We start from the raw sequence: 26161 nt of genomic DNA on the forward strand, positions 1-26161 counted from the left end.
GGAAGCATGAAGATACTCGTCACCGGCGGAAGCGGTTACATCGGCTCACACACAACACTGGCGCTGCTTGAGGCCGGCCACGATGTTGTTGTAGTGGACAACCTGTACAACTCCAGCGAGACAGCGCTTCGGCGGGTGGAGGAACTGGCGGGGCGAGAGCTCACCTTCCACAAGGTCGACCTTCTCGATGAACACGCTCTGGACGCAGTATTCGAGGCAGACTCCGTAGACGCCGTCATTCACTTCGCGGGCCTGAAGGCCGTGGGCGAATCCGTAGAGAAGCCGCTGTTCTACTACCACAACAATGTCGGCGGCACCCTGAACCTGCTGCGCACCATGGACCGCCATAACGTGCGCACCCTCGTCTTCAGTTCGTCGGCCACGGTTTACGGTGCCTCTGAGGAGGTGCCCCTCATCGAGAAGATGCCGCTGGACGCCACCAACCCCTATGGCCGCACCAAGGAGCAGATCGAGGACATCCTGAGCGACGTCGGCGCTTCAGACGGTCGGTGGAACATCGCCCTGCTGCGTTACTTCAACCCGGTCGGCGCACACGAATCGGGCCGGATCGGCGAAGACCCCACCGGCATCCCCAACAACCTTCTCCCGTTCGTCGCGCAGGTGGCAGTCGGCCGCCGCGAGAAGGTGATGGTATTCGGGAACGACTACCCCACTCCGGACGGCACCGGCATCCGCGACTACATCCACGTGGTGGACCTGGCCGACGGACACGTGGCCGCGCTGAACTTCCTCACCACCCACCCCGGCGTGCACCGCTGGAATCTCGGTACGGGCAACGGTTCCTCGGTCCTTGAGGTACTCGCCGCCTTCTCGAAGGCGGTCGGACGGGAAATCCCCTACGAATTCGCACCGCGACGCCCGGGAGACGCAGCCGTCAGCTACGCGGATCCGTCCTCAGCCCTGGCCGACCTGGGCTGGTCGGCGCACCGCAACCTCGACACCATGTGCGAAGACCACTGGCGCTGGCAGAAGAACAACCCCCAGGGCTACGCTTCCTGACCGCGGCAGCGGAACTTCCAGGATTACGACGACGGACGGTCACCTTCACGGGGAAGGTGACCGTCCGTCGTCGTACTGGGGTTACTTGACCGACGCGGGTCAGCGCGCGGGGTACTGCCGCTCCGATGCTCCCGTGTACAGCTGGCGCGGACGGCCGATCTTGGTCTGCGGATCCTTGATCATCTCGCGCCACTGGGCGATCCACCCGGGGAGGCGGCCGATCGCGAACAGCACGGTGAACATCTTCTCCGGGAACCCCATGGCCTTGTAGATCAGGCCGGTGTAGAAGTCCACGTTGGGGTAGAGCTTGCGCTCGATGAAGTAGTCGTCAGCGAGTGCCTTCTCCTCGAGCCGCATAGCGATGTCGAGCAGTTCGTCGTTGCCGCCGAGGCGGGACAGGATGTCGTGGGCGGTTGCCTTCACGATCTTGGCGCGCGGGTCATAGTTTTTGTAGACGCGGTGTCCGAAGCCCATGAGCTTCACGCCGTCTTCCTTCTTCTTGACCTTCTCCATGAACGCCTCCGGCTCTACCCCGGTGGCCTGGATCTTGCGGAGCATGTTGAGCACAGCCTCATTGGCGCCGCCGTGGAGGGGACCGAAGAGGGCGTTGATGCCGGCGGATACGGACGCGAACATGTTGGCGTTCGAGCTTCCGACCAGGCGCACGGTCGAGGTGGAGCAGTTCTGCTCGTGGTCCGCATGCAGGATGAGGAGCAGGTCAAGGGCCTTGACCATGACCGGATCGAGCTCGTACGGCTCAGCGGGCAGGCCGAAGCACAGCCGCATGAAGTTCTCCACCAGGTTCATGGAGTTGTCCGGGTACAGCATGGGCTGACCGATGGACTTCTTGTGTGCGTAGGCAGCGATGACCGGAAGCTTCGCCATGAGGCGGAAAGTGGACAGTTCCACCTGCTCGTCATCGAACGGATCCAGGGAATCCTGGTAGAAGGTGGACAGCGCCGAAACAGCGGAGGACAGCACCGGCATGGGGTGTGCGTCCCGCGGAAATCCGCCGAAGAAGCCCTTGAGTTCCTCGTGCAGGAGGGTGTGGCGGCGGATGCGGTCGTCGAAGGCCGCAAGTTCGGCGGGGGTGGGAAGCTCTCCGTAGATGAGCAGGTAGGAGACCTCAAGGAAGCTTGAGTGCTGCGCGAGCTGGTCAATGGGGTACCCGCGGTAGCGGAGGATGCCCTGGTCACCGTCGATGTACGTGATCGAGGAGGTGGTGGCCGCCGTGTTCATGAAACCGGGATCGAACGTCACGGCGCCGGTCTGCTTCAGGAGCTTCGAGACGTCGTATCCGTGGTTGCCTTCAGCCGCGGTGATAAGCGGGAGGCTCAGGCTTCCTCCGTCGTAGTGGAGGGAGGCGCCATTTTGCTCAGTCATTGACTCTCCTTGTGGAGTTTGAGTGAAAGCATGCGTGTGGGCTAGACAACATAGTCAGCTAAAACGCTACCGGCAGGAACGCCCGGAGCACTAATTGAGAGACCCGTCGTTGTGCAATAGCAACACGGGCACCGGAGCGGACCTCAGCGGGAGAGCCGTGCTGCGGCTGCGGCCACCCGTTCATCGGACCCGGTCAGTGCGACCCTGACGTACCCGTTGCCCGCATCGCCGTAGAACGTTCCGGGTCCAACGATGATCCCGAGCTCTGCGAACCGCTTCACAGTGAGCCAGGTGTCCTCCCCCGCCGTCGCCCACAGGTACAGTCCGGCGTCGGAATCCCTAATGGTTAGGCCGAACGACTGCAGGGCAGGAATAAGCTGCTCCCGCCGCGAGCGGTACAGGTCCTTCTGTGCGGCGACGTGGGAGTCGTCGCCGAGGGCGACGCGCATGGCTTCCTGCACGGGATACGGAACGATCATGCCCGCGTGCTTGCGGGAGTTGATGAGGTTCGGGAGCACACCGGCATCGCCGGCGACGAACGCCGCACGGTAGCCCGCCAGGTTCGACTGCTTGCTCAGCGAGTAAACGGAGAGCAGCAGCTCGTGGCTTCCACCGCTGACCCGCTCGTCAAGGATGCTGGGAACCGCCTCACCGCCGCGCGCCGGATCCCAGGCGCCCCAGCCGAGTTCGGCGTAACACTCGTCGGAGGCCACCATTGCGCCGAGCCCGCGGGCGTCGTCGACAATTGCCCGGAGGGCCGCCGCGTCCTGCACCGCCCCGGTGGGATTGGAGGGCGAGTTGACCCAGACGAGGCGCACCTTCGCGCGCGTGGCCGGATCCAGCTCGGCTAGTGAGTCCGCTGCTACGGGAGTGGCACCGGCGAAGTGGGCCCCCATGTCATACGTGGGGTACGCAACGGTGGGGCGCACGACGACGTCGCCCGCTCCCAGCCCCAGGAGCGTGGGCAGCCAGGCAACCAGTTCCTTCGAACCGACGGTGGGCATGATGGCATCGGGGTCGAGCCCGCGCACCTGGCGGCGGCGGGCGAACCAGCTGCTGATCGCCTGGCGCAGCTCCACGGTTCCGTGGGTGGTGGGATAGCCCGGCGCGTTGGACGCGCCCCGAAGCGCCTTCTGCACAATCTCCGGCGTGGGATCAACCGGCGTACCGATGGAGAGGTTGACCGCGCCGTCAGGATGCTGCTGCGCCTCCTGGACGTAGGGAGCCATGGCGTCCCAGGGATAGTCCGGAAGGTTGAGCCCGAAAGCCTTGTTCGACGTCACGCTGTGATCAGGCCTCTTGGTTCTGCGGCGGAAGCGCGGCGATCATCGGGTGGTCCTTCCCGGTGTTCCCGAGCTTTGCTGCCCCGCCCGGGGAGCCGAGATCGTCGAAGAATTCGACATTGGCCTTGTAGTAGTCGGCCCACTCCTCCGGAGTGTCGTCCTCGTAGTAGATTGCCTCAACCGGGCAAACGGGCTCGCACGCTCCGCAGTCCACGCACTCATCCGGGTGGATGTACAAGGAGCGTTCGCCTTCATAGATGCAGTCGACCGGGCATTCCTCGATGCAGGCCTTGTCTTTCACATCCACGCACGGCTGTGCGATTACGTAGGTCACTTCCCACGCCTTCCCTAGGATCCGGTTGCCGCTCTCGGCTTTGTCGCTGTTCCAGCTTAACGCAACGGCAGGATGGAACAGCATCAGCCCGCACGCCCCGTAACACCGTAATATGGCACGCTATGCACATGACCACCCCGGCTGCGGCACTACTGATGGAGATACCGCTGGGAACCCGGGTGGTGGTCCGGTACAGGATCGACGGCGGCCTTACCGACGCACTCGGCGAGCTCTCGGCGAGGGACAGCGCGACCTGCACGGTGTCCGGAAGGCGAGGCGACGTCGTCGTTCCGCTGGAGAAAGTGACCGCCGCCAAGCCGGTTCCGCCGCCTCCGCCCCGGCGTGCACCGCGTCGCGCAGCCGGCAACTGAAGCCCCGTGCGCCCTAGCCTCCCACGCGATTGACTAAAATCAATCGGTGAGTGCGTGCTGACGTATGCTGTTGATTATGGGAACAGATGAGGATGTCCAGGCACGCGGCCGGGCGCTGAGCTCCCCCGTCCGGCTGAGGATCCTCCGGCTGTGCCTGCACAAGGCGCGCACCAACAAGGAGATCGCCGAGGTGCTGGATCTGAACCCGGCCACCTCGCTGCACCACGTTCGAACCCTGCTCTCGACTGGCTTCCTGCGCGCTGAGGAGCCGCGGACCGGCAACCGTGGCGCCAAGGAAATCCCCTACCGGGCAACAGGTCTCTCCTGGGGAAGCCGCATGCCCAACGCTGCGCCCGTCCTAGTTGAGACGTTCCTGCAGGAGATTGAGGGCCTTCGTCCATCGGAGATTGACGTCTGGCGGCTTGGCGTCCGGCTCAACGACGCACACCGCGCGGAGATGATGGACAAGATCCGGGCAATCTTCGAGGAGTACGCCCACCGGGAATCGGACGAGGACGGCACCGCGACCTCAATCATGCTGGCCCACCATCTAGACCGCACCGCGGACTAGCTTTTCTGCTGCCTAGTCCAGGTCGCGTCTTTGGCTACCTGGCCCTGAAGGTCGCGCTGACTGGCGCAGGACGCGCCACGACACCGCAACGGCCGCCACGGTCCCTACCGCGAGGCCAACCACCCACACGGTTCCAGCCACCGCCACGGGTGGGGCAACTCCGTTCACTTCGACTCCCGCTGCGATGAAACCGCCCGCGCCCATCGACGCAGCGACGCCCACCAGCACGTACGCGACCACGCCGGTCAGCGCAGCCACCAGGACATTACGCGCCCACAGCGCAACGTACACCGCAACACAGACCGCGAGGACGACGGCGGCCACCGCACCGATGGGCAGCGCCGCATCGCGCACATGCCAGATGTGCCCGTGCAGGGCGGTTCCCAGCGCCGCTGTTCCAACTCCGCCGGCAAGTGCGGCGGCTACAGCCTTGGTGCGCCTGGGCGCGGGTTCCGTACCGGAACCGGCGGGAGGGACGACGACGGCGGCAGCACCGTCGTCGTCGTTCCCGTCCTTAAGACTGCGGTTGCCCGCGTCGTCAGCCGCGGCCGGCACGCGACCGTCCGCCCTACGCGCGGGCGCGGGAACGGGCGGCGCGCAGGCGCTCGTTGGCGTCCAGAATGACCTTACGGATGCGGATCGCCTCGGGGGTCACTTCAACGCACTCGTCCTCGCGGGCGAATTCGAGGGACTCCTCGAGGGTGAGCTTGCGCGGCGGGGTCAGGTTCTCGAAGCTGTCGGAGGAAGCCGCACGCATGTTGGTGAGCTTCTTTTCCTTGGTGATATTCACGTCCATGTCGTCGGCGCGCGAGTTCTCGCCGACAATCATGCCCTCGTAAACCTCTGAGGTGGGCTCCACGAAGAACGAGCCACGCTCCTGCAGGTTGATCATGGCGAACGGCGTGACCACTCCAGCGCGGTCGGCGATCATCGAGCCGTTGGTCCGGTACTCGATGTCTCCTGCCCACGGCTCGTAGCCCTCGGAGTAGGAGGAAGCGATGCCGGCTCCGCGGGTGTCCGTGAGGAAGCGGGTGCGGAAGCCGATAAGACCGCGGGCAGGAACGATGAACTCCATGCGCACCCAACCGGTTCCGTGGTTGGCCATGTTGGTCATGCGGCCCTTACGCGCAGCCATGAGCTGGGTTACGCCGCCGAGGTATTCCTCGGGCACGTCGATGGTCATGTGCTCCATCGGCTCGTGGACCTTGCCGTCGATCGTCTTCGTGACAACCTGGGGCTTTCCGACGGTGAGTTCGAAGCCCTCACGGCGCATCTGCTCAACGAGGATGGCCAGAGCCAGCTCACCACGGCCCTGCACCTCCCACGCATCCGGGCGGCTGGTCGGCAGCACGCGGAGCGACACGTTGCCGATTAGTTCCTTGTCCAGGCGGTCCTTCACCTGACGCGCCGTCACCTTCGCACCCTTGACCTTGCCGGCGAGCGGCGAGGTGTTGATGCCGATGGTGACGGAGATCGCGGGGTCGTCCACCGTGATCAGCGGCAGCGGCTGCGGGTTCTCGACGTCCGTCAGCGTCTCACCGATCGTGATGTCCTCAATACCGGCCACCGCAACGATCTCACCGGGGCCGGCAGACTCTGCCGGAACACGCTCAAGGGCCTTCGTGGCGAGCAGCTCGGTGATCTTGACGGTCTTGAGCTCGCCGTTCTGGCGTGCCCAGGCAACCTGCTGGCCCTTGCGGAGGGTGCCGTTAAAGATTCGCAGGAGAGCAAGGCGGCCGAGGAACGGGGAGGCGTCGAGGTTGGTGACGTGCGCCTGCAGGACACCCTCAGGGTCGTAGCTCGGGGCCGGAATGTGCTCGATGATCGTCTTGAACAGCGGCTCGAGGTTGTCGTTCGCGGGAACCTCGCCATCCGCCGGCTGTTCGAGCGAAGCGGCACCCGCGCGGGCTGCGGCGTAGACAACGGGCACGTTGAGCACGGAGTCCAGGTCCAGGTCGGGAACCTCGTCGGCGAGGTCCGATGCCAGGCCGAGCAGCAGGTCCATGGACTCGCTGACCACCTCGTCAATGCGGGAGTCAGGGCGGTCGGTCTTGTTGACCAGCAGTACCACGGGAAGCTTCGCGGCAAGGGCCTTGCGCAGCACGAAACGGGTCTGGGGAAGCGGCCCCTCGGATGCGTCTACGAGCAGGACGACGCCGTCAACCATGGACAGACCGCGCTCCACCTCGCCGCCGAAGTCGGCGTGGCCAGGGGTGTCGATGACGTTGATGGTAATGCGCTCACCGTTGGAGGACGGGCCCTCGTAGAACACGGTGGTGTTCTTCGCGAGGATGGTGATGCCCTTTTCGCGCTCGAGGTCGCCGGAGTCCATGACCCGGTCTGCAACCTCGCCGTGCGCGGCGAAGGAGTTGGTCTGCTTCAGCATCGCGTCCACGAGCGTTGTCTTGCCGTGGTCCACGTGGGCCACGATGGCAACGTTGCGGAGGTCGCTGCGGATTGCAGTGTTGCTCGTGGATACAGACATGCGTGATGACTCGCTTCTTAAGATCAGGGAAAGGAAAAAGCGGGCGGCACAGCGCGCGCTGTTTCTATTCTAGGCGCTGGGCAAAAGATGGCCTAAACGGGCCTTCCTTCCCAGCACGCAAACGACGGCGGTGCCGCCTTTTGAATCAAAGGCGGCACCGCCGTCGTACTGGTGAAGAAGGGAACTACTCCCCTGCCGCGAGCAACTGCGCGCGCAGTTCGCGCCGCTCACGCTGCTTCTCCGGATCGGGAAGCGGCACGGCGGCAAGCAGGCGCTGCGTATACGGATCCTGCGGGTTGCGCAGGATCTGGTCACGGGTCCCCTGCTCCACGATGCGGCCACGGCGCATCACACAAATGTAGTCTGCGAGGACGTCCACGACAGCGAGATCGTGGGTGACGAACAGGCAGGCGAAGCCCATCTCCTGCTGCAGGTTCTGGAACAGCTCCAGCACCTTCGCCTGCACCGACACGTCGAGCGCGGAAGTGGGCTCATCCGCCACCATGAGCTTCGGCTTCAGGGACAGCGCACGGGCAATGCCGACGCGCTGCTTCTGGCCGCCGGAGAGCTCATGCGGGTAGCGGTTGCGGTAGGAACGGGGCAGTTCCACCTGGTCCAGGAGCGTCTCGATACGCTTCTGCAGCGCCGCGCCCTTCGCTTCGCCCGCCAGATACATGGGCTCACCGATGCTCTCACCGATGGGAAGGCGCGGATTGAGCGACGACGACGGATCCTGGAACACCATGCCGACGTTCCGCCGGACGGCGCCCAACTCACGCGACGTGGGCTTGAGCCCCGAGACGTCCGTACCCACCACACGCAGGGATCCTTCCGCAACCGGAAGAAGCCCGACGGCGGCACGGCCGATGGTCGTCTTGCCTGAGCCCGATTCACCCACCAGGCCCATGACCTCTCCCGGGCGGATAGTGAGGGTGGCACCTTCGACGGCGCGGAATGCCGGCACCCTGCCCTGCTTGGGGTACTCGATCGCGACGTCGCGCAGCTCGAGGACCGCCTCGCCACTAGTGTCTTCAGTAGCTGTCAGGGACTCCTCGAGGCCTTCCAGAACTGCTCGTTCCCTGCGCTCAAGCTCGTTTCGGTCCACGCCGACGAGCCCGGAGTGGGTGGCCGCTGCCAGCGCAGCGGTGATGTCGACGTCGTCACCGCCGTCGTCGGAGCCCTGCCCCAGGTGGGGAACGGCCGCAAGGAGATCCTGCGTGTAGGGGTGTTCGGGAGCGCTGAAGATCTTCTCGGCGGATCCGGTCTCGACAATGACGCCCTTGCGCATGACCGCGATCCGGTCGGCAAGGTCGGCAACCACACCCATGTCGTGAGTGATCAGCACGATCGCACTGTCGAGCTTGTTGCGCAGGTTGCGCATCAGGTCCAGGATTTCCGCCTGGACGGTCACGTCCAGAGCGGTCGTGGGCTCATCGGCGATCAGCAGCTTCGGGTCACAGGAGAGCGATTGCGCGATCATGGCGCGCTGCCGCTGTCCTCCCGACAACTGGTGCGGGTAGGAGCGGAATGCCTTCTCGGGATCCGGGAGCTCCACCATCTCGAGGAGCTTCAGCGCGCGTTCCCTGGCTTCGTCCGGCGAGATCGCGTTGTGCAGACGAAGCGTCTCCACAATCTGGAAGCCCACGGTGTACACCGGATTCAACGCAGTCATGGGCTCCTGGAAGATGACTGCGACCTCGTTGCCGCGAACCTCTCGCAGCTTGCCCGGCGACAGGTTGAGGATGGACCTGCCGTTCAGCAGGACCTCTCCCCGCACCCTGCTGTTGCTCGGCAGCAGGCCGAGCAAAGCCATCGAGCTTGCGCTCTTGCCGGAACCGGACTCCCCCACGATGGCGAGGACCTCACCTGCGTTGACGTGGTAGTTCAGGTCAATCGCCGCAGGTACCCATTCCTTCTCGACGCCGAAGTCGACGCTGAGGTTCTTCACTTCAAGGACAGGGCCGCGTGCGGCCGCGCGCGAATCCCCGTTGCCGCTGCCGTCAATGATGTCGTGGGTCATAGTGTTGTCCTTCCACTGCGTGACCGTCGGCACCGTGCGTCCGTCGGGGCTGTTTGCCCGCTGATTACTGCACCGTGCTTGAAAGTTGAAAATATAGGGGTATGAATTCGCCGCAGCGCCCTGCCGGTACCACCGTCTTCCGTCCGCGCAGCAGCCGCTGGATTCTTGTGATTGCCGGGGTTGTGGTCGGGGTGGGCCTGGCGGCGTCCGTGGCGTCCTCCGGGTTCCAGTCGCTGGCCTCGACCGCGCCCCTGCTCGCAATCGGGGCTGTGGCGTGGTGGCTGTTCTGGTACCCGACAGTTGTGGTTGGCCCGGCAGCCGTCGAGCTCCGCAACCCTGTACGGACTGTCACCGTGCCTTGGGGCGCCCTCATTCACGTGGACACCAAGTACGCCCTGAAACTGGTGACGCCCGGCGGCAGTTACAGCGCCTGGGCAGCGCCGGCTCCCGGCGTCCGCGGTACCTATGCCGGGAAGCCGGAGCACATGAAGAACCTTCCCGGCACGAGCTATGGTCCGGCCGGGAGCGTCCGCCCCGGAGACCTGACCAACACTGATTCCGGGCTTGCTGCCCTTCTGGTGCGCACCGAGTGGCAGCGCCAGGTTGAGAGCGGTCTGATTGATACCGACGGAGCCGAGTCCGCGCGGGTGGTGCGGCAGCTCAATTGGCTGCCGCTCGCCGTCGTCACCGGCCTGCTGCTGCTCAGCATTGTTACGTTCGCTTGGCAGTGACATTCGCAGAGACAGTAGACCGGTGAGACGTGATGCGGCACCGGTGGCGCGTGGCAAGGTAAACCGGGACATCAGGCAGGCTTCCGGGGCTCGGCGGCCTTCTTCGCGTTGAACTTCTTCTGGCGGGGGTCAAACGCGTCACGCAGGCCGTCGCCGATGAAGTTGATGGACAGGCAGATGATCACGATGAAGAGGCCGGGCCACCAGAACAGCCAGGGTCTCGTGGCGAACGCCGCCTGGTTGTCACTGATCAGGCTGCCCAGTGAGATGTCGGGCGCCTGGACACCGAGGCCGAGGAAGGAGAGGCCGGTTTCCAGCAGGATCGCCGAGGCCATTACCAGCGTGGTGTTCACGATGATCACTCCCACCGCGTTGGGCAGGATGTGCTTGAAGATGATCCGGCTGTTGGAAGCACCTGCGATCCGGGCAGCGTCAACGAACTCACGTTCGCGAAGGCTCAGGAACTCGGCACGCACAAGGCGCGCGAGGCCTGTCCAGATTACGAGCCCGACGAAGAGCCCCAGGAGGATAACGCCCGCACTTCCACCGAAGATGCTGGCGAAGAACGTGCCGTCTCCGGCGAGGCTGTTTCCGAAGGTTCCCAGCACTGCAGCGAGGATGAGCAGCGGGATGATGATGATGACGTCGGTCAGGCGCATCAGCACCGCTTCAACCCATCCACGGAAGTACCCGGACACACCGCCGACGATGACGCCGATGATGCCGCCGACAATGCCGATGATGAACATGATGATCAGGGAGAGCTGCGCTCCGCGCATGGTCATCGCGAACAGGTCGCGTCCAACGCGGTCCTGCCCGAACGGATGGTCTCCGAAGTTGAACGGAAGCGTCCACGTAGGTGCACCGTTCGGTGTAGCCAGCGGCGGAGTTTCAATGTAGTTCCACTTCCACCACCCGGGTATGCCGGCGTATCCAATGGAGGTGAATGCCAATATCACTACACCGAAGAAGACGACGAGACTGATCACCGCAGCCGTATGCCCGAAGAACCGCTTGCGGACAATCTGCCCCTGGCTGAGGCCCTTGACTTCGCTGTTCGGGTCAACCTTTTTCTTGTTTGCACCAACCTGAGTGCTCATGCTTTCACCCTCACTCGCGGGTCGAGGACGGAGTAGACAAGGTCCGCCACCAAGTTGAAGACCAGGGCCAGAATGCCTGTCACCAGGAAGACGCCCATGACGGGATTCAGGTCCACCACTCGCAGTGCCTGAACGAACAGCTGGCCCATGCCGCTGAATGCAAAGACCTGCTCGGTGATGATCGCACCGCCGATAAGGCCGCCGATATCAAACGCAACCAGCGTGGCCAACGGGATGAGGGCGTTGCGGAATGCATGCCGCATCACGACTGTCCGCTCACCGAGTCCCTTCGCGCGGGCGGTGCGGATGTAGTCCTGATTCATGATTTCGAGCATCGAGGCCCGCGAATAGCGGCTGTACCCGGCGAGGGAGATCAGCATGAGTGCGATCGTCGGAAGCAGCAGGTGGGTATAGGTGTCGAGTCCGCGAATCCAGAAGTCGCCATCGAGGTTCGGTGTCGCCGAACCAATGGTCGCAATTGGACGGCCGCGGATACGGCCGTTGTTGAAGTAGTCCGGCCAGGACTGCATGAAGCGGTCGAGCAGGATGAGGAATCCCATGATGAAGGCGGTAAGGCCTGCCGCACTCATGTTCTGGCGCCTGTCGTAACCGCCCATGAAGTAACCGACGGCGACGCCGATCAGCACGGTAGCGACTCCGAGGATGACGATCATCAGCAGTGTCGCGCGGTCCAGCAGGGGCTGCACAGCGAAGTAGGCGATCATGCCGATCGCCACGACGATCAGAGCGGAGTGCAGTGCCTTCCGATTCTTCAGTCCTGCCGTCAGCAGGGTGACTCCGAAGGCTACGGCGACGCCTGCGATGGCGAGCACGATCGGACCGAGACCCGGAGTCAGGAACCAGCCGATGGTGTCGAGTAGCCAGAGCAGTGCTGCGACGACAACGAAAGCGACACCGGCGACCAGCAGGCGGCGCTTCAAAGGCCCGGTGGCAACCGTGTAAGCCAACGCCGCCATCAGGAGTCCGCAGATCACGAGGGCGAGGAGTGAAATATTCGGCTCCCGCAGGAAGTCGTTGAAGCCGATCGCGCCAAACTCCTTGAGCAGCACGGCGACCCAGAACACCGGCAACGAGAAGAACAGGAACGCCATGAAGGTGACGCCGTAATCAAGGCCGCTGTACTGCCTTAGTGCAGTGATGATGCCGAGCGTGATGCCGATCAGGATCGCGAGGATCGTGGCCGCGGTCACGAGCAGGATTGTCTGGCCCATCGCGCGTTCGAGCAGTTGGGTTACTTCTGCTCCGTTGATCGCATTGCCCAGGTCGCAGGTGCCGGCGAACGGCACCAGGCAGCCGGCGGCACCACCGAGCCACGCGAAGTATCGGAGCACCGGGGGGATGTCCAGGTCGAGCAGGTCGGTGCGGAACGCGATGAGTTGGTCCCGGTTCGGGGCGTTGCTCTCCCGCAGATCCGCAAGGGGATCACCCGACACCGCTGTCAGGATGTAAACGAGGAAAGAAGCGCCAAGAAGTATGAGTACAGCGACGATCAGCCGCCGAACGATATACGTCAGCATTTGTGTGAGCCTCAGAGTTGAGCGTCGGGATCTACCCGATTGGAACCCGGGTAACCCGGGAGGTCATGAAACAGAGCGTAATGTACGTCACCCATTACGGATATTTGGGCTTTGCCAATCGGTGGCATCTGATGCCTTGGCCTAGCCTCGGGAAACGTCAGGAAGCGCTGGAGCCGATTTCGACGCCAGCGCTTCCTGATCTTGCTATTCAAGTGGACTGGAAGAGCCCGCGGACTACTCCGCTACGGACCACTCCCAGTAGTTCCACCAGATACCGTCCTGGTTGGACATGTACTTGGTTCCCTCAACGCGGTCGCTTACACCGTTGATGCCGACGGACTGGAACAGCGGGAGGCCGAATCCGGTCTCGTAGAGGCGGGTGTCAACGAGGGTCTGAAGCTCCTGCTGCTTAGCGGGATCGGTGGTCAGGACCAGCTCGTCCATCGCGGCCTGTGCTTCCTCATCGCACCAACCGACGTAGTTGGAGGCAGAGCCGCATCCGTACAGCTGCGGTACGCCGACCACGCCGACACCGGGGCTGATCCAGCCGAAGATCGTGGCGTCCCAACGGGCGCCGCCCTCTTCGAGTGCCGGTCCCCATTCAGCGCCGGGGAGTCCGACGTCGACCACCTTGAAGCCGGCCTGCTCAGCACTTTCAGCGATGAGAGTGTAGGCGTCCACACGGTTGGGATTCTCAGCGTTGTACATGATGCGAACTTCAGGAGTTGCACCGTCGAGCAGTTCCTTCGCGCCCTCGATGTCCGGTTCGGCGTACTCGGCCGAGCCGTTCTCCTCGATGGCAGCGTTGTAGGGCTCGGTGCCGAAGTCGAAGATCTGCGAACGGCGCGGGCCGGCCTCAGGGTCCAGCGGGCGAACCGTGGCGTCCACGATCTGCTCAAGCGGCACGGTCATCATGAAGGCCTTGCGGACGTTTTCGTCAGCGAAGACTCCACTTTCCTGGTAGAGGTCCAGGTGGTCGAACGACAGTTCAGGGCCCTGGAGGATCTCCACACCGTCGATAGCCTCGAGCGAAGTCAGCGTGTCAGCTGACGCCTGCGGCTGGATGATGTCCACTTCACCGTTCTGCAGCGCCTGGACCTGGGCATTGGCGTCGCCGATGTAGCGGATGGTGATTTCGTCAATGTTCGGGACGGGACCCCAGCTGTAGTCCTCATTGCGGACCAGGGTCATGGACTGGTCGGGGACCATCTCCGAGACCACGTAAGGGCCGTACGAAAGGTACAGGGAAGGATCGCTTGGCAGGCTGGTGGAATCAAAGCCGGTGTTCCAGAAATCTGCGATCGCCTGAATCTCCGGCCGCTCCTGCGGGTTCTCCGGGTCACCTTCCGGTGCGTTCTGGATCGCTTCGATCAGCGCGTCGCCGTCAGCCAGACCAGCATTGGTTGCCACGACGTGCGCGGGGGTGTCATTGACACCGAAGGCGATTTCCCAGTCAGCGTAGGGCTTGGAGTACTCCAGCGTGATTGAACGGCCGTCTTCGCCGAGCTCCGGCATGGAGGTCAGGTCAAGACCGGAGGTTGTGGCAGGGGTGAAGTAGGTTTTGCCGGTTTCGTCGCCCTCAGCCTCGGGATCGGGATCATTTTCGTCGTCGAAGTAGCCCGAATTTGCAGCCCACGACAGCAGCAGGTCATCAGCATCGACCGGCTCGCCGTCAGACCAGGTAACACCCTCATTGATGGTGTAGGTGACGGTCAGCGGGTCTTCGGAGACGACTTCGTACGTTCCAAACTCCTCGTTGCGAACCACTTCGAGTTGGTCGTTGATGTAGTAGAAGTCGTTCGTGGTGAGCAGCGCCACCTTGTTGTTGATATCAACGTTTCCGACGGCGGTGTCGGAGTTGAACGAGCTGAACGGATTGACCTCGGCAACGGTTATGGCACCGCCGGATGCCTCTCCCCCACCCTCAGTGCCAGGATCTTCGCCGCCGCCGCTCTCGGCACAGGCGCTAAGTGCAAGTGCAGCAATTGCCGCCACACCTACGGCTTTGGAAGTACGTCCGAAACGCATTCCGCCTCCTTGTTTCATGTTCTGGAAGATGTCCCTCGTGGTTTACAAAGGACTGACACGCACTTTGATGGTCAAAGTGGCGTGTCTCACATGGGGAATAGCCTAGGTGGTAATTGTTACCGGCAGGTATCGAAAAAGAAGCTGGATGATGGTTGTTACCGGAATGCAACCAAAAGTTTGCTTGAGGAACAATAAGGCAACGCAGATTCTTGGCCCTCGGGGCCGCCCTGCCAACGACGGCACCCGGCATGGGACTTAGGAGACGCTGCCGGGTGGCAGGGATGAATCAGACGTTGAAGCGGAACTCCACCACATCGCCGTCGGCCATGACGTATTCCTTGCCCTCTATCCGCACCTTGCCGCGGGCCTTGGCCTCCGCCATGGAACCGGCGTCGAGCAGGTCCTGGAAGGACACCACTTCCGCCTTGATGAACCCGCGCTGGAAGTCCGAGTGGATGACACCGGCTGCCTCGGGCGCGGTGGCACCCTTACGAATGGTCCAGGCGCGCGCTTCCTTGGGACCGGCGGTCAGGTAAGTCTGGAGGCCGAGGGTATGGAACCCCACCCGTGCCAACTGGTCCAGCCCCGATTCCTCCTGGCCGTTCATCTCCAGCATCTCGCGCGCTTCCTCGGGGTCCAGTTCCACGAGGTCCGCTTCAAGCTTGGCGTCAAGGAAGATGCAGTCAGCCGGTTCGACGAGCGTGCGCAGTTCCTTCTGCCGCTCCGGGTTGCCCAGCACCGAGTCATCGGCATTGAAGACATAGATGAACGGCTTGGCGGTGAGGAGGCTCAGTTCGCGCAAGTGCTCCATCTCAAGCTTGTCGCTGGCGATGGAGGAAAAGATGGTGTCGCCCCGTTCGAGCACTGACTGGGCAGCCTGCATAGCTGCGAGCTGCGCGGCTTCACGCTTCTTGATCTTCACTTCCTTCTCAACCCGGGGAATGGCCTTCTCCAGGGTCTGCAGGTCCGCGAGGATCAGCTCGGTGTTGATGGTCTCCATGTCAGACACCGGATTGACTGCACCGTCGACGTGCACCACGTCGGGATCATCGAATACCCGGACAACCTGTGCGATGGCTTCGGCTTCACGGATGTTTGCGAGGAACTGGTTGCCGAGTCCCTCGCCCTCGGACGCGCCCTTCACGATGCCGGCGATGTCCACGAAGGAAACGGTGGCAGGCAGGACACGCTGAGAGCTGAAGAGTTCGGCCAGCTGAGCCAACCGTGGGTCCGGCAGGTTCACGACACCAACGTTCGGCTCAATCGTTGCGAACGGATAGTTTGCAGCCAGGACTGTGTTCCGGGTCAGGGCGTTGAAGAGAGTTGATTTGCCGACGTTGGGCAGTCCGACGATGCCGATAGTAAGAGCCACGGGAGAACAGTCTACCGTCGGCCCGGAGCAACCGCGCGCTCGTGCAGCCACGAACCCGGGTACGCAGAAATGTCAGAGCCACCTGCGATGGTGGAGTCATGGATGGAATGACGCTTCTTCTGGTTCTGCTCGCCACGCTGGTCGGGCTGTTTATCGGTGCGGCCGCGGTGTTCCTTTACAGCCGCCGCGCCATTGCAAGGCTGCAGAATGAGATCGACGACGCCGGCGCGCGGCTGGGTGCCGCGGTCACCGCGCGTGCGGCGGCAGAGGCCGAAAACGGTCTGCTGCATGCACAGAATCGGCAGCTTGTGGAGCAGTCGGGACAGGACCAGTCGGTCCTTCGCGCCATCGCTCCCCTGGCGGACAAGCTGGGACAGGTTCAGGCGCAGGTCGGGCTGCTGGAGCGTGACCGCGCGCAGCAGTTCGGACGGCTCGCCCAGCAGCTGCACGAAGCCCAGGTCTCCGACTCCAGACTCCTGTCCACAACCCAGTCGCTCGCCTCAGCTCTACGCAGCACCACGGCTCGTGGACTTTGGGGTGAGGTTCAGCTCAAGCGCATCGTTGAAGCTGCAGGCATGATGCAGCGCGTGGACTTCTCGGAGCAGGCCACGCTGACCATCGCTTCCCGGGAATCGGGCTCCAACTCCGCTCGCCCCGACATGGTCATCCAGTTGCCCGGAAACAAGCAGATCGTCGTTGACGCGAAAGTCCCGCTCGACGCCTATTTGGAGGCCCAGGCTCAACCGGAGCAGGGAGAACTGCAGGACGCCTCCGGCGAGACTCGCCGCAAGGAACTGCTCGCACAACATGTGAAGGCAGTGCGTGCCCACGTCGATGCGCTCGGCCGGAAACGCTACTGGGAAGGAACGGCAAACTCCCCGGACCTCGTGGTGTGCTTCATTCCGGTGGAATCGGTTCTATCCAGCGCCCTGCAGGCCGATCCCGGCCTGCTCGACCACGCCTTTGCCCGCAACGTTGTGTTGGCCTCGCCTGTCTCGCTATTGGCAATCCTGAAGGGCGTGGCCTTCAGCTGGCGGCAGGACGTACTGACTGAGAACGCGAAGGAACTCTTCGACTTGTCCCGCGAGCTCTATGAGCGCCTGGGCACCATGGGTTCGCACATCACCCGGCTTGGAAGTTCTCTCAAGAGCTCGGTGGAGAAGTACAACTCCTTCATCGGGACCCTGGAGAACCGCGTCCTTCCGACTGCCAGAAGGATCAATGCGTTCGAACCGGCGGAGGATCAACCTGGCTTGACTACCACGAGCGTCGAAGCTACTCCCCGGCTTCTCAGCGCACCGGAACTGATCGACCTGCCCCTCGAAGCGGAACCTACGGAACGTTCTGCCTAGGGGCGCTGCCTCGGAAGGGACCACGCACCGATCAGGACGTGGGCCGCTGTCCGCGACCGCCAAGACCGCTGGACGGATCGCCCATAGCCTTCAGTGCCGCGCGAATCTCCTTGGGTAGCGAGAAGATGATGTCTTCCTCTGCGGTGACAACTTCCTCCACGTCCGCATAGCCGTACTCGGCAAGCAGCCGGAGTACGTCCTGTACCAGGTTCTCCGGCACCGAGGCCCCGGACGTGACGCCCACGGTAGAAACGCCTTCGAACCAGGATTCATCCACCTCGTTGGCGAAGTCCACCCGATAGGAGGCCTTTGCACCGTACTCGAGGGCGACTTCCACCAGCCGGACGGAGTTGGAGGAATTTGCCGAACCGACGACGATCACCAAATCAGCGTCCGGAGCGATCTTCTTGATTGCAGCCTGTCGGTTGGAGGTGGCGTAGCAGATGTCATCGCTGGGCGGGTCCTGCAGTGTGGGGAAGCGCTCCCTCAGGCGGGCAACCGTCTCCATGGTCTCGTCGACGCTGAGTGTGGTCTGCGAAAGCCAGATCACCTTCTCAGGGTCCCTCACGGTTACCTTGTCCACGTCCTCGGGGCCGTTGACCAACTGGATGTGGTCCGGGGCTTCCCCGGCCGTCCCCTCCACTTCCTCATGCCCGTCGTGGCCGATGAGCAGGATGTCGAAGTCGTCGCGGGCGAAACGGACCGCCTCACGGTGAACCTTCGTGACCAGTGGGCAGGTAGCGTCGATAGTCCTTAGGTTGCGCTCCTCCGCCGAACGCACCACAGCCGGGGAGACGCCGTGAGCCGAAAAGACCACGAGGGCACCCTCTGGGACTTCATCCGTTTCCTCAACGAAGATCGCTCCCTTTTCCTCAAGGGTGGAGACCACGTGCAGGTTGTGCACAATCTGCTTGCGGACATACACCGGAGGTCCGTAGTGGGCGAGCGCCTTCTCCACCGCGATGACTGCGCGGTCAACGCCTGCGCAATAGCCGCGGGGAGCAGCCAGAAGGACCCTTCGCAAACCCGCCACAGGAGCGGCAGCATGCACTTCCTCCGGTGAGCGACGTTTCCTGGGCACCGTGGGCATGGGTACGGATACTGCTGTTGTGGACATGGGTTCAATGGTATCGGCAGGCACCCGCCCCTCTCGCGGCAGGGCGTTGGTGTCCGCTCAGAGCCGAGTTCCGCCACCACCGGCGCGAATGAAATCTAGCGGCGAGTTCCACTTACAAGCCGGCCGATGATTCCCGCAACTGCCAGGAGAATTCCACCGGCCAGGGCAGCAAGGCACCATTCCTGGAAGCTGTCGCCCGCGCGCTCGGCCAACGCATTCCTGAGAACACCGGCTGCCGAGCTTGGTTCAGCGGATCGGGCCAGAAGATCAGGAGCAAGCATGGCTGCTAGCCAGAGGCCGGCGCTGACGAGCATGATGCCGGAACCGAGAAGCGCAAGGGTGGAGCTGCGACGGCGCGCCACTGCAATGCCGATCAGCCCTGACACTACGAACGCTGCAGCCAGAACAGGCCATAGGTCGCCGGCCATTTGTACCCACCGGGCCGCGTCACCTGTGCTGCCCTGCCCGATCTCAAGAACAGTTTGCTCGGGCGCTGAAGCATCGACGCCGAGCTGCCCTCCGATTTCACCAGTCAGCAAAGCTACGAGTGGCGCGATGTCCAGCAAGAATGCGGGTTCCCCTTGTTCAGCGGGGACCGAGCCCTGGGAGCTGAAAGTCAGGGCGTGGGAGCGGCGAAGCGTGTCATCCCATGCCTGGTCGAAGCCCGGCAGACCAGTAATTCCTTCAGCAATCTGCGCAAGGAGGGGCTGGACTGCCTGCTCCACCTCGGGCTGGAGGGCGACGCTCGCGGTAGTTTCCTCCACGAGAGCCGCTGTCAGGGCGCCAGTGAATTCCGGATCATTCGCAAGCGGGGAAGCAAAGCGGACAAACCCTTCTTGTGCCGCGAGGTGCGTCGCGATCCACGCTGCCGGCAGGGCCACAATGCCGATCACAAGGGACAACAGGACAAAGAAGGCCGATCCTGCGGTTCGCATCTGCTCCCGTTTCGTTGTTGGAGTGCTCCTGCGATTATGCCTGCCACAGTTCGGAACATGCCCGCATTGCCACCGGTATATGCCTTCTGCTCCTGCACAGGCACGGATTGGGTGAGGGCAATGTCGGAAGCACCTGCTAAACATTAACTGTCAGTACGAACTCACCCCTCTGGCCGGTCCCCGTTCGGGCGCCAGGGAGAATATTGCGAGGACGCAGATCATGAATTACGACGGCGGGCCTCAGGGCACCGTGGTAGCTGCGCCGCCCCCCGGAACAGATTCCTCCACGCTGCCCGAAACAGCGGCGGAAACGTCCGCGGAACGCCCCTGGCCCTTGCACGTGTTGTCGGAGAAGTTGAAGGCGCACATCGAACGTGCGCCGGCGGCCTGGGTTGAAGGTCAGGTCATCGAACTGAACAAGCGAGGCACCATGTGCTTCGTAACGCTGCGGGACGTGGACGCCGAGATTTCGCTCTCGCTCACGGTGTGGGGCACTGTCATGGACCGCCTGGCGGTGCCCCTCGAGCGCGGATCCCGCGTGGTTGCCCGTTTGAAGGCGGACTTTTGGGTCAAATCCGGCCGCTTGTCCATGCAGGCGTGGGACATACGGCCGGTGGGTCTTGGTGACCTTCTGGCGCGTATCGAACGGCTGCGGCAGGCCCTTTCGGCTGAAGGTCTTTTCTCCCCCTCCCGTAAGCGGCAGTTGCCGCTGCTGCCCCACCGGATCGGGCTGATCACCGGCCGGGACTCCGATGCCAAGAAGGACGTCCTCCGCAACGCGAAACTCCGGTGGCCCGCCGTTGAGTTTGAGATCCGGGAAGTTGCTGTGCAGGGCGTGAACGCGGTTTCGCAGATTCGCACCGCGATTGCCGAGCTTGACCGGTCACCTGCCGTGGACGTCATCATCATCGCGCGGGGCGGTGGTTCCCTTGAGGATCTGCTTCCCTTCAGCAGTGAGGAGCTGGTGCGCGCCGTCGCTGCCGCCGGCACTCCCGTAGTCAGTGCAATCGGCCATGAGGCCGATCATCCACTGCTCGACGACGTAGCTGACCTTCGCGCCTCCACACCAACCGATGCAGCCAAGCGCGTGGTGCCCGAGGTAACCGAGGAACTCGAGCGCATTCGGCAGGCCCGCGCGCAGCTCTCCCGCTGCATGGATCAACTGATGTCGCGCGAGACTGAGCGGCTTGCGCACCTGCGGTCGCGTCCTGTGCTCTCGCAGCCCGCAGGGATGGTGAGCATCCGGCATGATGACCTCGTCCGGCTGCGCAACCGAAGCACCATGGCCATCGAGAGTGCTGTCCACCGGGAAGCGGACCGGGTGTTGCACCTGCGCGCTCAGGTGCGGGCGCTGTCGCCACAGAACACCTTGGACCGGGGATATGCGGTTGTCCAGGACGATCGGGGATCCGTGGTGAGGGAGCCAGCACAGGCACCGCCGGGATCGCTCCTCAAAATCCGCGTTGCAGGCGGAAAGTTGAGCGCACGTTCACTGGACGCCGGCAATGAGCCAGGTTCGCCTGTTGCGCCCGCGCAGTCACCCCAGAGTAAGGAACAAGAATGACCGACAACCCCCCACACTCAGCCGCAGGTGACGTATCCCAGCTGAGTTACGAAGACGCCCGCGAACAGCTCGTAAAGGTGGTTGGGCAGTTGGAGGCGGGCGGCGTCAGCCTGGAGCAGTCGCTCGCGCTGTGGGAGCGGGGCGAGGCGCTGGCCGACCACTGCGAACAGTGGCTTGAAGGTGCGCGCAAGCGCCTTGCAGCGGCCCGGGAACAATCCGGTCCGCAAGCCGCAGCGCAAGACTGAGGGGCAGGACTGACACCCAGGACTGTATCCGCCCGAATCTACGGCTACCCTCAGGTGGCGGCGAGCTTTGCCTTCTCCTCGGCAACATCAAAGGTAGCCTTCGGCCAGCTCAGCTGCATTCCGGCGAGCACATCGGTGAGCAGCTGCTGGACAGCGATCCGTGCGTACCACTTGCGGTCGGCAGGAACCACAAACCATGGAGCGTCAGGCGTGCTGGTGCGTTCGATCGCCATCTGGTAGGCGTTCTGGTACTCGTCCCACAGCGCCCGCTCCTCGAGGTCGCCCGGGTTGTACTTCCAGTGTTTGTCCTTGCGCTCCAACCGCTTCGCAAGGCGCTTCTTTTGCTCGTCTTTGCTGAGGTGCAGCATCACCTTGATCAGGCGGGTCCCTGAGTGCACAAGTTCCGCCTCGAACTCCCGGATCTCACCGTAACGCTCATCTAGGAGTTGCGGCGCTGCAAGCTTCCGGACCCGATGAATCAACACGTCCTCATAATGGGACCGGTCGAAGACCCCGATCATGCCCGGACCGGGAAGCTCCTTTTTCACCCTCCACAGGAAGTGGTGCTGTTTCTCGACTTCGGTGGGTGACTTGAAGGCATGGTGTTGCACACCCTGCGGGTCAACGGCGCCCACGACGTGGCGCACGATTCCCCCCTTCCCCGCCGTGTCCATGGCCTGAAGGATGAGCAGAACGGAAATCTCGCTCCCGAACCGGCTTTCCGCGAAGAGTTTCTCCTGCAGCTCCGACAGCGCCTTCCTCCCAGCAGTCAGCTTTGCCTCCCCGGCCTGCTTTCCGCCGTCGAAACCGGGCGTGGACGCAGGGTCAATCCGCTCGAGACGAACGTCCGGCCCGGCAAGCAGTGACGTACTTGGAGAAATACTGAACTCTGGAGCAACAAGCATTGAACCTCCTCATTGAGGGCGCCGTCCAGCGCGCTGATCAGGGTTTGTACGTACTCAGGAACTCCGCAAGGCGTCCGATGGCATCTTCGATGTCGCGCACGCTGGGCAGCGTGACCATGCGGAAGTGGTCGGGGTTGACCCAGTTGAACGCCGTGCCGTGGGAGATGAGGATCTTTTGCTGCTTGAGCAGGTCAAGAGCGAACTGCTCGTCGTTCTTGATCGGGTAGACCTCGGGGTCCAGCTTCGGGAACAGGTACAGCGCACCCATCGCGAGTTCGCAGGAGACGCCGGGAATCGCGTTGAGCAACTCGTAGGCCTTATCCCGCTGCTGGCGCAGGCGGCCGCCCGGCAGGATCAGGTCATTGATGCTCTGGTATCCGCCCAGCGCGGTCTGGATTGCGTGCTGGGCGGGAACGTTGGCGCACAGGCGCATGTTGGCCAGCAGGTTGATGCCTTCGATGTAGTCGGCGGCACGGTGCTTCGGCCCGGAAATGGCCATCCAACCGCTGCGGAAGCCTGCGATGCGGTATGCCTTGGAGAGCCCGCTGAAGGTGAGGCAGAGCACGTCATCACCGGTGATTGAGGCAGCGTTCACGTGTACGGCGTCGTCGTACAGGATTTTCTCGTAGATCTCGTCCGCGAAGATGATAAGACCGTGCTGCCGGGCAAGGTTGACGATGCGTTCAATCACGGAGCGCGGGTACACCGCTCCGGTGGGATTATTCGGGTTGATCAGCACAATGCCGCGCGTCTGAGGCGTGATTTTCGATTCGAGATCTTCGACGTCCGGCCACCAGTGGTTGCTTTCGTCGGACAGGTAATGGACGGCTGTACCGCCGGCCAGGCTGACGGACGCCGTCCAGAGCGGATAGTCGGGAGTGGGGACGAGGATTTCCTCGCCGTTGTTCAGCAGCGCCTGCAGCGAGAGGGTGATGAGCTCGCTGACCCCGTTGCCGAGGTACACGTCGTCGACGTCGATGTTCTGGATACCGCGGCTCTGGTAATACTGCACGACGGCGGTGCGCGCCGAGAAGATGCCACGCGAGTCGCTGTAGCCCTGCGCGTTGGGCAGGTTGCGGATCATGTCCACCAGGATGGCGTCCGGCGCTTCGAAGCCGAACGGCGCCGGGTTTCCGATATTCAGCTTGAGGATGCGGTGACCTTCCGCCTCCATCCGCTTGGCATGCTCAAGCAACGGTCCCCGGATGTCATAGAGGACGTTCTGCAGCTTGTCGGATTGCTTGAAATCAGCCATTAACAAAGAATGCCACAGCCCGGGCACCCGCCTGCGCATTGTGATCAAGGCAACATGACCACTACGTCATGACCACAGCAGGGGATTCGGCGGCGTGCCCGGGCTGGTGCTGGTTTACTCTCCGGCCAGGCCCTTTTCCTCGAGCCAGTCGGCTGCTGCGTCTGCGGGGTTCCGCTTCTCATCGCCGCTGACTTCCCGGTTCAGGTTGATCAGGTCCTCCGTGGTGAGCGTCGCCGAGACCTCGTTGAGTACCGCCTGTGCATCCTCCGCTACGCTGTCGAGGTTCACGAGCGGAACCACCTGCTGGGCAATGAAGTTGTTCGCCGGGTCCTCCAGCACCACCAGATCGTTGTCGGCGATTGACGGCGTGGTGGTGAAGATGTCGGCAACCTGGATGTCATCGTTCAGGAGAGCCTCCAGCGTGACGGCGCCACCGCCGTCGTTGATTGCCTCGAAGGATTTGGGCACGCAGCCGTACTTCTCCTCCAGGCCGGGCAGCCCGTAGGCTCGCTCGGCGAAGGTTGCGGGCGCACCGATCACCAGTTCGTCGCAGACCTCGCCCATGTCTTCGATGGAGGTGAGCCCGTATTCCTCGGCGGTGGCTGCCGTGACCACCATGGCGTCCTTGTTCTCGGCCGCCGAGGCTTCCAGCACGCCGAGGTTGGCGTCGGGCGAGTTCGTCTTCAGTGCCTCCGGCAGGGCGCTCATGATGTCCTCGGGAGATTCTGCAGTGGCTTCGGGATCGGCGAACAGCAGCAGGTTACCGCTGTAGTCGGGCACCACGTCGACAGACCCGTCGACGACGGCGGCAAAGTAGATTTCGCGCGATCCGATATTGAGGCGGGTGTCCGCTTCTATGCCTGCTCCATTCAGGGCGCCGGCATAGATCTCGGCGATGATTTGGCTCTCGGGGAAGTCCGCCGAGCCCACTACCAGAGGTCCGCTGCTGCTGCCCTCGGTGCCTTCGGCTTCGCCGGCGCCCTGGGGGTCCGAGTTGGCCCCACATGCAGTCATCGCCAGCGCCGCGGCCAGGCCTGCGGTCAGTCCGATGAGGCTGCGCCGGACTCTGCGTCGGGATGATGAGTTGATCATGGTGTTCCTCCTTGTGCACTGGCGTGGGCGAACTGCCCACCGGTCTTTGACGGTTCGGCCGGAGCGCGCCGCAGGCGAAGTCCGGGCGAGACAGCAAATCGTTGAAGCAATGCCATGAGACCGTCCACCGCAATGGCGACGACGGCGATCACCACGGCACCGCCGAAAAGGCGTCCGTTGTCGCGAAGCTGCGTGCCCTCGATCAGGAACACTCCCAGCCCACCCAGATTGATGAAGGCGACGACGGCGGCGGTTGCCACCACCTGCAGCACGGCGGCGCGGAACCCGCCCAGAATCACCTGCAGGCCGTTGGGCAGTTCAACCCGGAACAGCACCTGCAGTTCGTTCATGCCCATGCTGCGCGCGGCGTCGACGGTGGCGGGGTTCACTGAGGCAATCCCTGAGTAGACTCCGGCCAGGATCGGCGGTACCGCGAGCAGGACCAGCGCCCAGATGGGAGGCATCAGCCCGAGCCCCGCCAACAGCACGAACAGAATAAGGACGCCCAGGGTGGGCAGCGCCCGCAGGATGCCGATGCCGGACACCACGACTACTCGTCCCTTGCCGGTATGGCCGACAATGAGCCCGATCGGAACGGCAATCACGGCGGCGATCAGGATGGTCAGGCCGGTATAGACAAGATGTTCGGCGACGCGCATCGGTATCCCGGCGGGCCCGCTCCAGTTCGCGGGGAATGTAAGCCATTCGTAGATCTGCACCAGCAGGTTGCTGCTCGAGTAATCCATCAGGCCCCTGCCTCCGTCCGGGAAACGTGGGTGGAAGGATCAGCGTGCACGGTCGTCGTAATAGCCTCTGTCCGTGTTCCCGACTTACGCACCCACGGGGTCAGGACCCGCTCAAGGAGCACCAACAGCAGGTCCATGACCAGTGCGAGTACGAGCGTCACCAGGATGCCGATCACGATCACGGTTGGGAAGTTGCGCTGAAGACCGTCGGTGAAGAGCGTTCCCAGGCTGGGGATGCCGATCAGGGCACCGACGCTCACCAGCGAAATGTTCGTCACCGAGATGACCCTCAGGCCGGCGAACAGGACCGGGATGGACAACGGGAGATCCACGGTGAGGAAACGCCGTAGGGGTGAAAAGCCCATGGCCACCGCGGCCTGCCGGACACCGTCGTCGATCGAGTTGAGCGCGTCCAGCGTGGATCGCACCAGCAGTGCCACTGCATAGATTGTCAGGGCGACGATCACGTTGACCATGTCCAGCACACGGGTACCCAGCACGATCGGCAGGAGCACGAACATGGCAAGCGACGGGACCGTGTACAGGAGCGCGGAAGTGGTGAGGATAACGCCGGCGAGCGCCTTGTTGAGCCGGGCTGCCTGCGCAACCGGTACGGCGATGGCAACCCCGAGCACCAGCGGGAGGATGGCCTGAACGAGGTGGTAGCCCGTCAGCTCGGCGATGTGGGAGAAGTTGTCCCGAAACCACTCCATG

Annotated in this window: 24 protein-coding genes; 7 read left to right on the forward strand and 17 right to left on the reverse strand. The window is 63.3% G+C overall.

Annotated elements, in window-relative coordinates; genetic code table 11:
• Positions 1-6 precede the first annotated feature (6 nt).
• Complete coding sequence (gene galE / locus GC088_RS10815; protein WP_323959016.1) at positions 7-1020, forward strand: UDP-glucose 4-epimerase GalE; 1014 nt, start codon at positions 7-9, stop codon at positions 1018-1020.
• A 99-nt stretch (positions 1021-1119) separates the two neighbouring features.
• Here galE and GC088_RS10820 read toward each other — a convergent pair whose 3' ends face one another.
• The 3 genes from GC088_RS10820 to fdxA form a co-directional block, all read right to left on the reverse strand.
• Complete coding sequence (locus tag GC088_RS10820) at positions 1120-2403, reverse strand: citrate synthase (RefSeq protein ID WP_323959017.1); 1284 nt, start codon at positions 2401-2403, stop codon at positions 1120-1122.
• A gap of 143 nt (positions 2404-2546) precedes the next feature.
• Complete coding sequence (dapC, locus tag GC088_RS10825) at positions 2547-3632, reverse strand: succinyldiaminopimelate transaminase (RefSeq protein ID WP_416377535.1); 1086 nt, start codon at positions 3630-3632, stop codon at positions 2547-2549.
• Between the two features lie 61 nt (positions 3633-3693).
• Positions 3694-4020, reverse strand: a complete 327-nt coding sequence (fdxA, locus tag GC088_RS10830) for a ferredoxin (protein ID WP_309072692.1) — start codon at positions 4018-4020, stop codon at positions 3694-3696.
• A 128-nt stretch (positions 4021-4148) separates the two neighbouring features.
• On the opposite strand from fdxA, the gene GC088_RS10835 reads away from it, so the two are divergent.
• A complete protein-coding gene (locus GC088_RS10835) occupies positions 4149-4391 on the forward strand; it encodes a putative acetyltransferase (RefSeq protein WP_323959019.1) in 243 nt (80 codons plus the stop codon).
• A 76-nt stretch (positions 4392-4467) separates the two neighbouring features.
• Entirely contained in the window at positions 4468-4962 is a 495-nt protein-coding gene (locus tag GC088_RS10840; RefSeq protein ID WP_323959020.1) for an ArsR/SmtB family transcription factor, read from the forward strand.
• A 12-nt stretch (positions 4963-4974) separates the two neighbouring features.
• Here the strand turns inward: GC088_RS10840 and GC088_RS10845 are convergent, their stop codons facing one another.
• The 3 genes from GC088_RS10845 to GC088_RS10855 all read right to left on the reverse strand — a co-directional run bounded on the left by GC088_RS10845 (position 4975) and on the right by GC088_RS10855 (position 9467).
• On the reverse strand, positions 4975-5517 hold the full coding sequence (locus GC088_RS10845; RefSeq protein WP_323959021.1) for a hypothetical protein: 543 nt from the start codon (positions 5515-5517) through the stop codon (positions 4975-4977).
• A 13-nt stretch (positions 5518-5530) separates the two neighbouring features.
• Positions 5531-7447, reverse strand: coding sequence for a translational GTPase TypA (gene typA / locus GC088_RS10850; RefSeq protein WP_323959022.1), 1917 nt, complete (start codon positions 7445-7447; stop codon positions 5531-5533).
• Positions 7448-7631: 184 nt separating this feature from the next.
• Positions 7632-9467, reverse strand: a complete 1836-nt coding sequence (locus tag GC088_RS10855; RefSeq protein ID WP_323959023.1) for an ABC transporter ATP-binding protein — start codon at positions 9465-9467, stop codon at positions 7632-7634.
• A gap of 101 nt (positions 9468-9568) precedes the next feature.
• Between GC088_RS10855 and GC088_RS10860 the strand changes: the two genes are divergently transcribed.
• Entirely contained in the window at positions 9569-10198 is a 630-nt protein-coding gene (locus tag GC088_RS10860; RefSeq protein ID WP_323959024.1) for a PH domain-containing protein, read from the forward strand.
• A gap of 71 nt (positions 10199-10269) precedes the next feature.
• Here GC088_RS10860 and GC088_RS10865 read toward each other — a convergent pair whose 3' ends face one another.
• The 4 genes from GC088_RS10865 to ychF form a co-directional block, all read right to left on the reverse strand.
• Positions 10270-11298 carry an ABC transporter permease gene (locus tag GC088_RS10865; RefSeq protein WP_323959025.1) on the reverse strand — a complete coding sequence of 343 codons (1029 nt, stop codon included), beginning with the start codon at positions 11296-11298 and terminating at the stop codon, positions 10270-10272.
• Positions 11295-12836 carry an ABC transporter permease gene (locus tag GC088_RS10870; protein ID WP_323959026.1) on the reverse strand — a complete coding sequence of 514 codons (1542 nt, stop codon included), beginning with the start codon at positions 12834-12836 and terminating at the stop codon, positions 11295-11297. The genes GC088_RS10865 and GC088_RS10870 overlap by 4 nt, the downstream gene beginning before the upstream one ends.
• Positions 12837-13070: 234 nt before the next feature.
• Positions 13071-14864, reverse strand: a complete 1794-nt coding sequence (locus tag GC088_RS10875) for an ABC transporter family substrate-binding protein (protein ID WP_323959027.1) — start codon at positions 14862-14864, stop codon at positions 13071-13073.
• A gap of 286 nt (positions 14865-15150) precedes the next feature.
• Complete coding sequence (gene ychF / locus GC088_RS10880) at positions 15151-16236, reverse strand: redox-regulated ATPase YchF (protein WP_323959028.1); 1086 nt, start codon at positions 16234-16236, stop codon at positions 15151-15153.
• Between the two features lie 107 nt (positions 16237-16343).
• On the opposite strand from ychF, the gene GC088_RS10885 reads away from it, so the two are divergent.
• Complete coding sequence (locus GC088_RS10885) at positions 16344-17588, forward strand: DNA recombination protein RmuC (protein ID WP_323959029.1); 1245 nt, start codon at positions 16344-16346, stop codon at positions 17586-17588.
• Positions 17589-17619: 31 nt separating this feature from the next.
• Here the strand turns inward: GC088_RS10885 and GC088_RS10890 are convergent, their stop codons facing one another.
• Positions 17620-18705, reverse strand: coding sequence for a 4-hydroxy-3-methylbut-2-enyl diphosphate reductase (locus GC088_RS10890; RefSeq protein ID WP_323959030.1), 1086 nt, complete (start codon positions 18703-18705; stop codon positions 17620-17622).
• Between the two features lie 95 nt (positions 18706-18800).
• Positions 18801-19640 carry a hypothetical protein gene (locus GC088_RS10895; protein ID WP_323959031.1) on the reverse strand — a complete coding sequence of 280 codons (840 nt, stop codon included), beginning with the start codon at positions 19638-19640 and terminating at the stop codon, positions 18801-18803.
• A 220-nt stretch (positions 19641-19860) separates the two neighbouring features.
• Here GC088_RS10895 and xseA point away from each other — a divergent pair, with 220 nt between their 5' ends.
• Positions 19861-21204, forward strand: coding sequence for an exodeoxyribonuclease VII large subunit (gene xseA / locus GC088_RS10900; RefSeq protein WP_323959032.1), 1344 nt, complete (start codon positions 19861-19863; stop codon positions 21202-21204).
• Positions 21201-21449 carry an exodeoxyribonuclease VII small subunit gene (locus GC088_RS10905; protein WP_323959033.1) on the forward strand — a complete coding sequence of 83 codons (249 nt, stop codon included), beginning with the start codon at positions 21201-21203 and terminating at the stop codon, positions 21447-21449. Before xseA ends, GC088_RS10905 begins: the two co-directional genes overlap by 4 nt.
• A 50-nt stretch (positions 21450-21499) precedes the next feature.
• On the opposite strand, the gene GC088_RS10910 is transcribed toward GC088_RS10905, so the two are convergent.
• From GC088_RS10910 to GC088_RS10930, 5 genes are all read right to left on the reverse strand, one after another.
• Positions 21500-22354, reverse strand: coding sequence for a polyphosphate kinase 2 family protein (locus GC088_RS10910; RefSeq protein WP_323959034.1), 855 nt, complete (start codon positions 22352-22354; stop codon positions 21500-21502).
• 37 nt (positions 22355-22391) lie between these two features.
• Positions 22392-23609: a pyridoxal phosphate-dependent aminotransferase gene (locus GC088_RS10915; RefSeq protein WP_323959035.1), complete on the reverse strand. Its 1218-nt coding sequence runs from the start codon at positions 23607-23609 to the stop codon at positions 22392-22394.
• A gap of 114 nt (positions 23610-23723) precedes the next feature.
• The gene (locus GC088_RS10920) at positions 23724-24701 is read right to left on the reverse strand and encodes an ABC transporter substrate-binding protein (RefSeq protein ID WP_323959036.1); all 978 of its coding nucleotides are present in this window, start codon (positions 24699-24701) and stop codon (positions 23724-23726) included.
• Positions 24698-25447, reverse strand: a complete 750-nt coding sequence (locus tag GC088_RS10925) for an ABC transporter permease (protein ID WP_323959037.1) — start codon at positions 25445-25447, stop codon at positions 24698-24700. The genes GC088_RS10920 and GC088_RS10925 overlap by 4 nt, the downstream gene beginning before the upstream one ends.
• Positions 25447-26160, reverse strand: coding sequence for an ABC transporter permease (locus GC088_RS10930; RefSeq protein ID WP_323959038.1), 714 nt, complete (start codon positions 26158-26160; stop codon positions 25447-25449). Before GC088_RS10930 ends, GC088_RS10925 begins: the two co-directional genes overlap by 1 nt.
• Position 26161: the final 1 nt, after the last annotated feature.

Source organism: Arthrobacter sp. JZ12, from assembly GCF_035189165.1.
GTDB lineage: Bacteria > Actinomycetota > Actinomycetes > Actinomycetales > Micrococcaceae > Arthrobacter_D.

Bases quoted from the DNA above. Each gene is read 5' to 3' on its own strand.
- xseA (WP_323959032.1), top strand. From the start codon at position 19,861: ATGAATTACGACGGCGGGCCTCAGGGCACCGTGGTAGCTGCGCCGCCC.
- GC088_RS10910 (WP_323959034.1), bottom strand. From the start codon at position 22,354: ATGCTTGTTGCTCCAGAGTTCAGTATTTCTCCAAGTACGTCACTGCTT.
- GC088_RS10895 (WP_323959031.1), bottom strand. From the start codon at position 19,640: ATGCGAACCGCAGGATCGGCCTTCTTTGTCCTGTTGTCCCTTGTGATC.
- GC088_RS10855 (WP_323959023.1), bottom strand. From the start codon at position 9,467: ATGACCCACGACATCATTGACGGCAGCGGCAACGGGGATTCGCGCGCG.
- GC088_RS10885 (WP_323959029.1), top strand. From the start codon at position 16,344: ATGACGCTTCTTCTGGTTCTGCTCGCCACGCTGGTCGGGCTGTTTATC.
- GC088_RS10860 (WP_323959024.1), top strand. From the start codon at position 9,569: ATGAATTCGCCGCAGCGCCCTGCCGGTACCACCGTCTTCCGTCCGCGC.
- GC088_RS10835 (WP_323959019.1), top strand. From the start codon at position 4,149: ATGACCACCCCGGCTGCGGCACTACTGATGGAGATACCGCTGGGAACC.
- GC088_RS10925 (WP_323959037.1), bottom strand. From the start codon at position 25,447: ATGGATTACTCGAGCAGCAACCTGCTGGTGCAGATCTACGAATGGCTT.
- GC088_RS10890 (WP_323959030.1), bottom strand. From the start codon at position 18,705: ATGTCCACAACAGCAGTATCCGTACCCATGCCCACGGTGCCCAGGAAA.
- GC088_RS10915 (WP_323959035.1), bottom strand. From the start codon at position 23,609: ATGGCTGATTTCAAGCAATCCGACAAGCTGCAGAACGTCCTCTATGAC.
- GC088_RS10875 (WP_323959027.1), bottom strand. From the start codon at position 14,864: ATGCGTTTCGGACGTACTTCCAAAGCCGTAGGTGTGGCGGCAATTGCT.
- typA (WP_323959022.1), bottom strand. From the start codon at position 7,447: ATGTCTGTATCCACGAGCAACACTGCAATCCGCAGCGACCTCCGCAAC.
- galE (WP_323959016.1), top strand. From the start codon at position 7: ATGAAGATACTCGTCACCGGCGGAAGCGGTTACATCGGCTCACACACA.
- GC088_RS10870 (WP_323959026.1), bottom strand. From the start codon at position 12,836: ATGCTGACGTATATCGTTCGGCGGCTGATCGTCGCTGTACTCATACTT.
- dapC (WP_416377535.1), bottom strand. From the start codon at position 3,632: ATGGCTCCCTACGTCCAGGAGGCGCAGCAGCATCCTGACGGCGCGGTC.
- GC088_RS10840 (WP_323959020.1), top strand. From the start codon at position 4,468: ATGGGAACAGATGAGGATGTCCAGGCACGCGGCCGGGCGCTGAGCTCC.
- GC088_RS10920 (WP_323959036.1), bottom strand. From the start codon at position 24,701: ATGATCAACTCATCATCCCGACGCAGAGTCCGGCGCAGCCTCATCGGA.
- GC088_RS10820 (WP_323959017.1), bottom strand. From the start codon at position 2,403: ATGACTGAGCAAAATGGCGCCTCCCTCCACTACGACGGAGGAAGCCTG.
- GC088_RS10930 (WP_323959038.1), bottom strand. From the start codon at position 26,160: ATGGAGTGGTTTCGGGACAACTTCTCCCACATCGCCGAGCTGACGGGC.
- GC088_RS10865 (WP_323959025.1), bottom strand. From the start codon at position 11,298: ATGAGCACTCAGGTTGGTGCAAACAAGAAAAAGGTTGACCCGAACAGC.
- GC088_RS10905 (WP_323959033.1), top strand. From the start codon at position 21,201: ATGACCGACAACCCCCCACACTCAGCCGCAGGTGACGTATCCCAGCTG.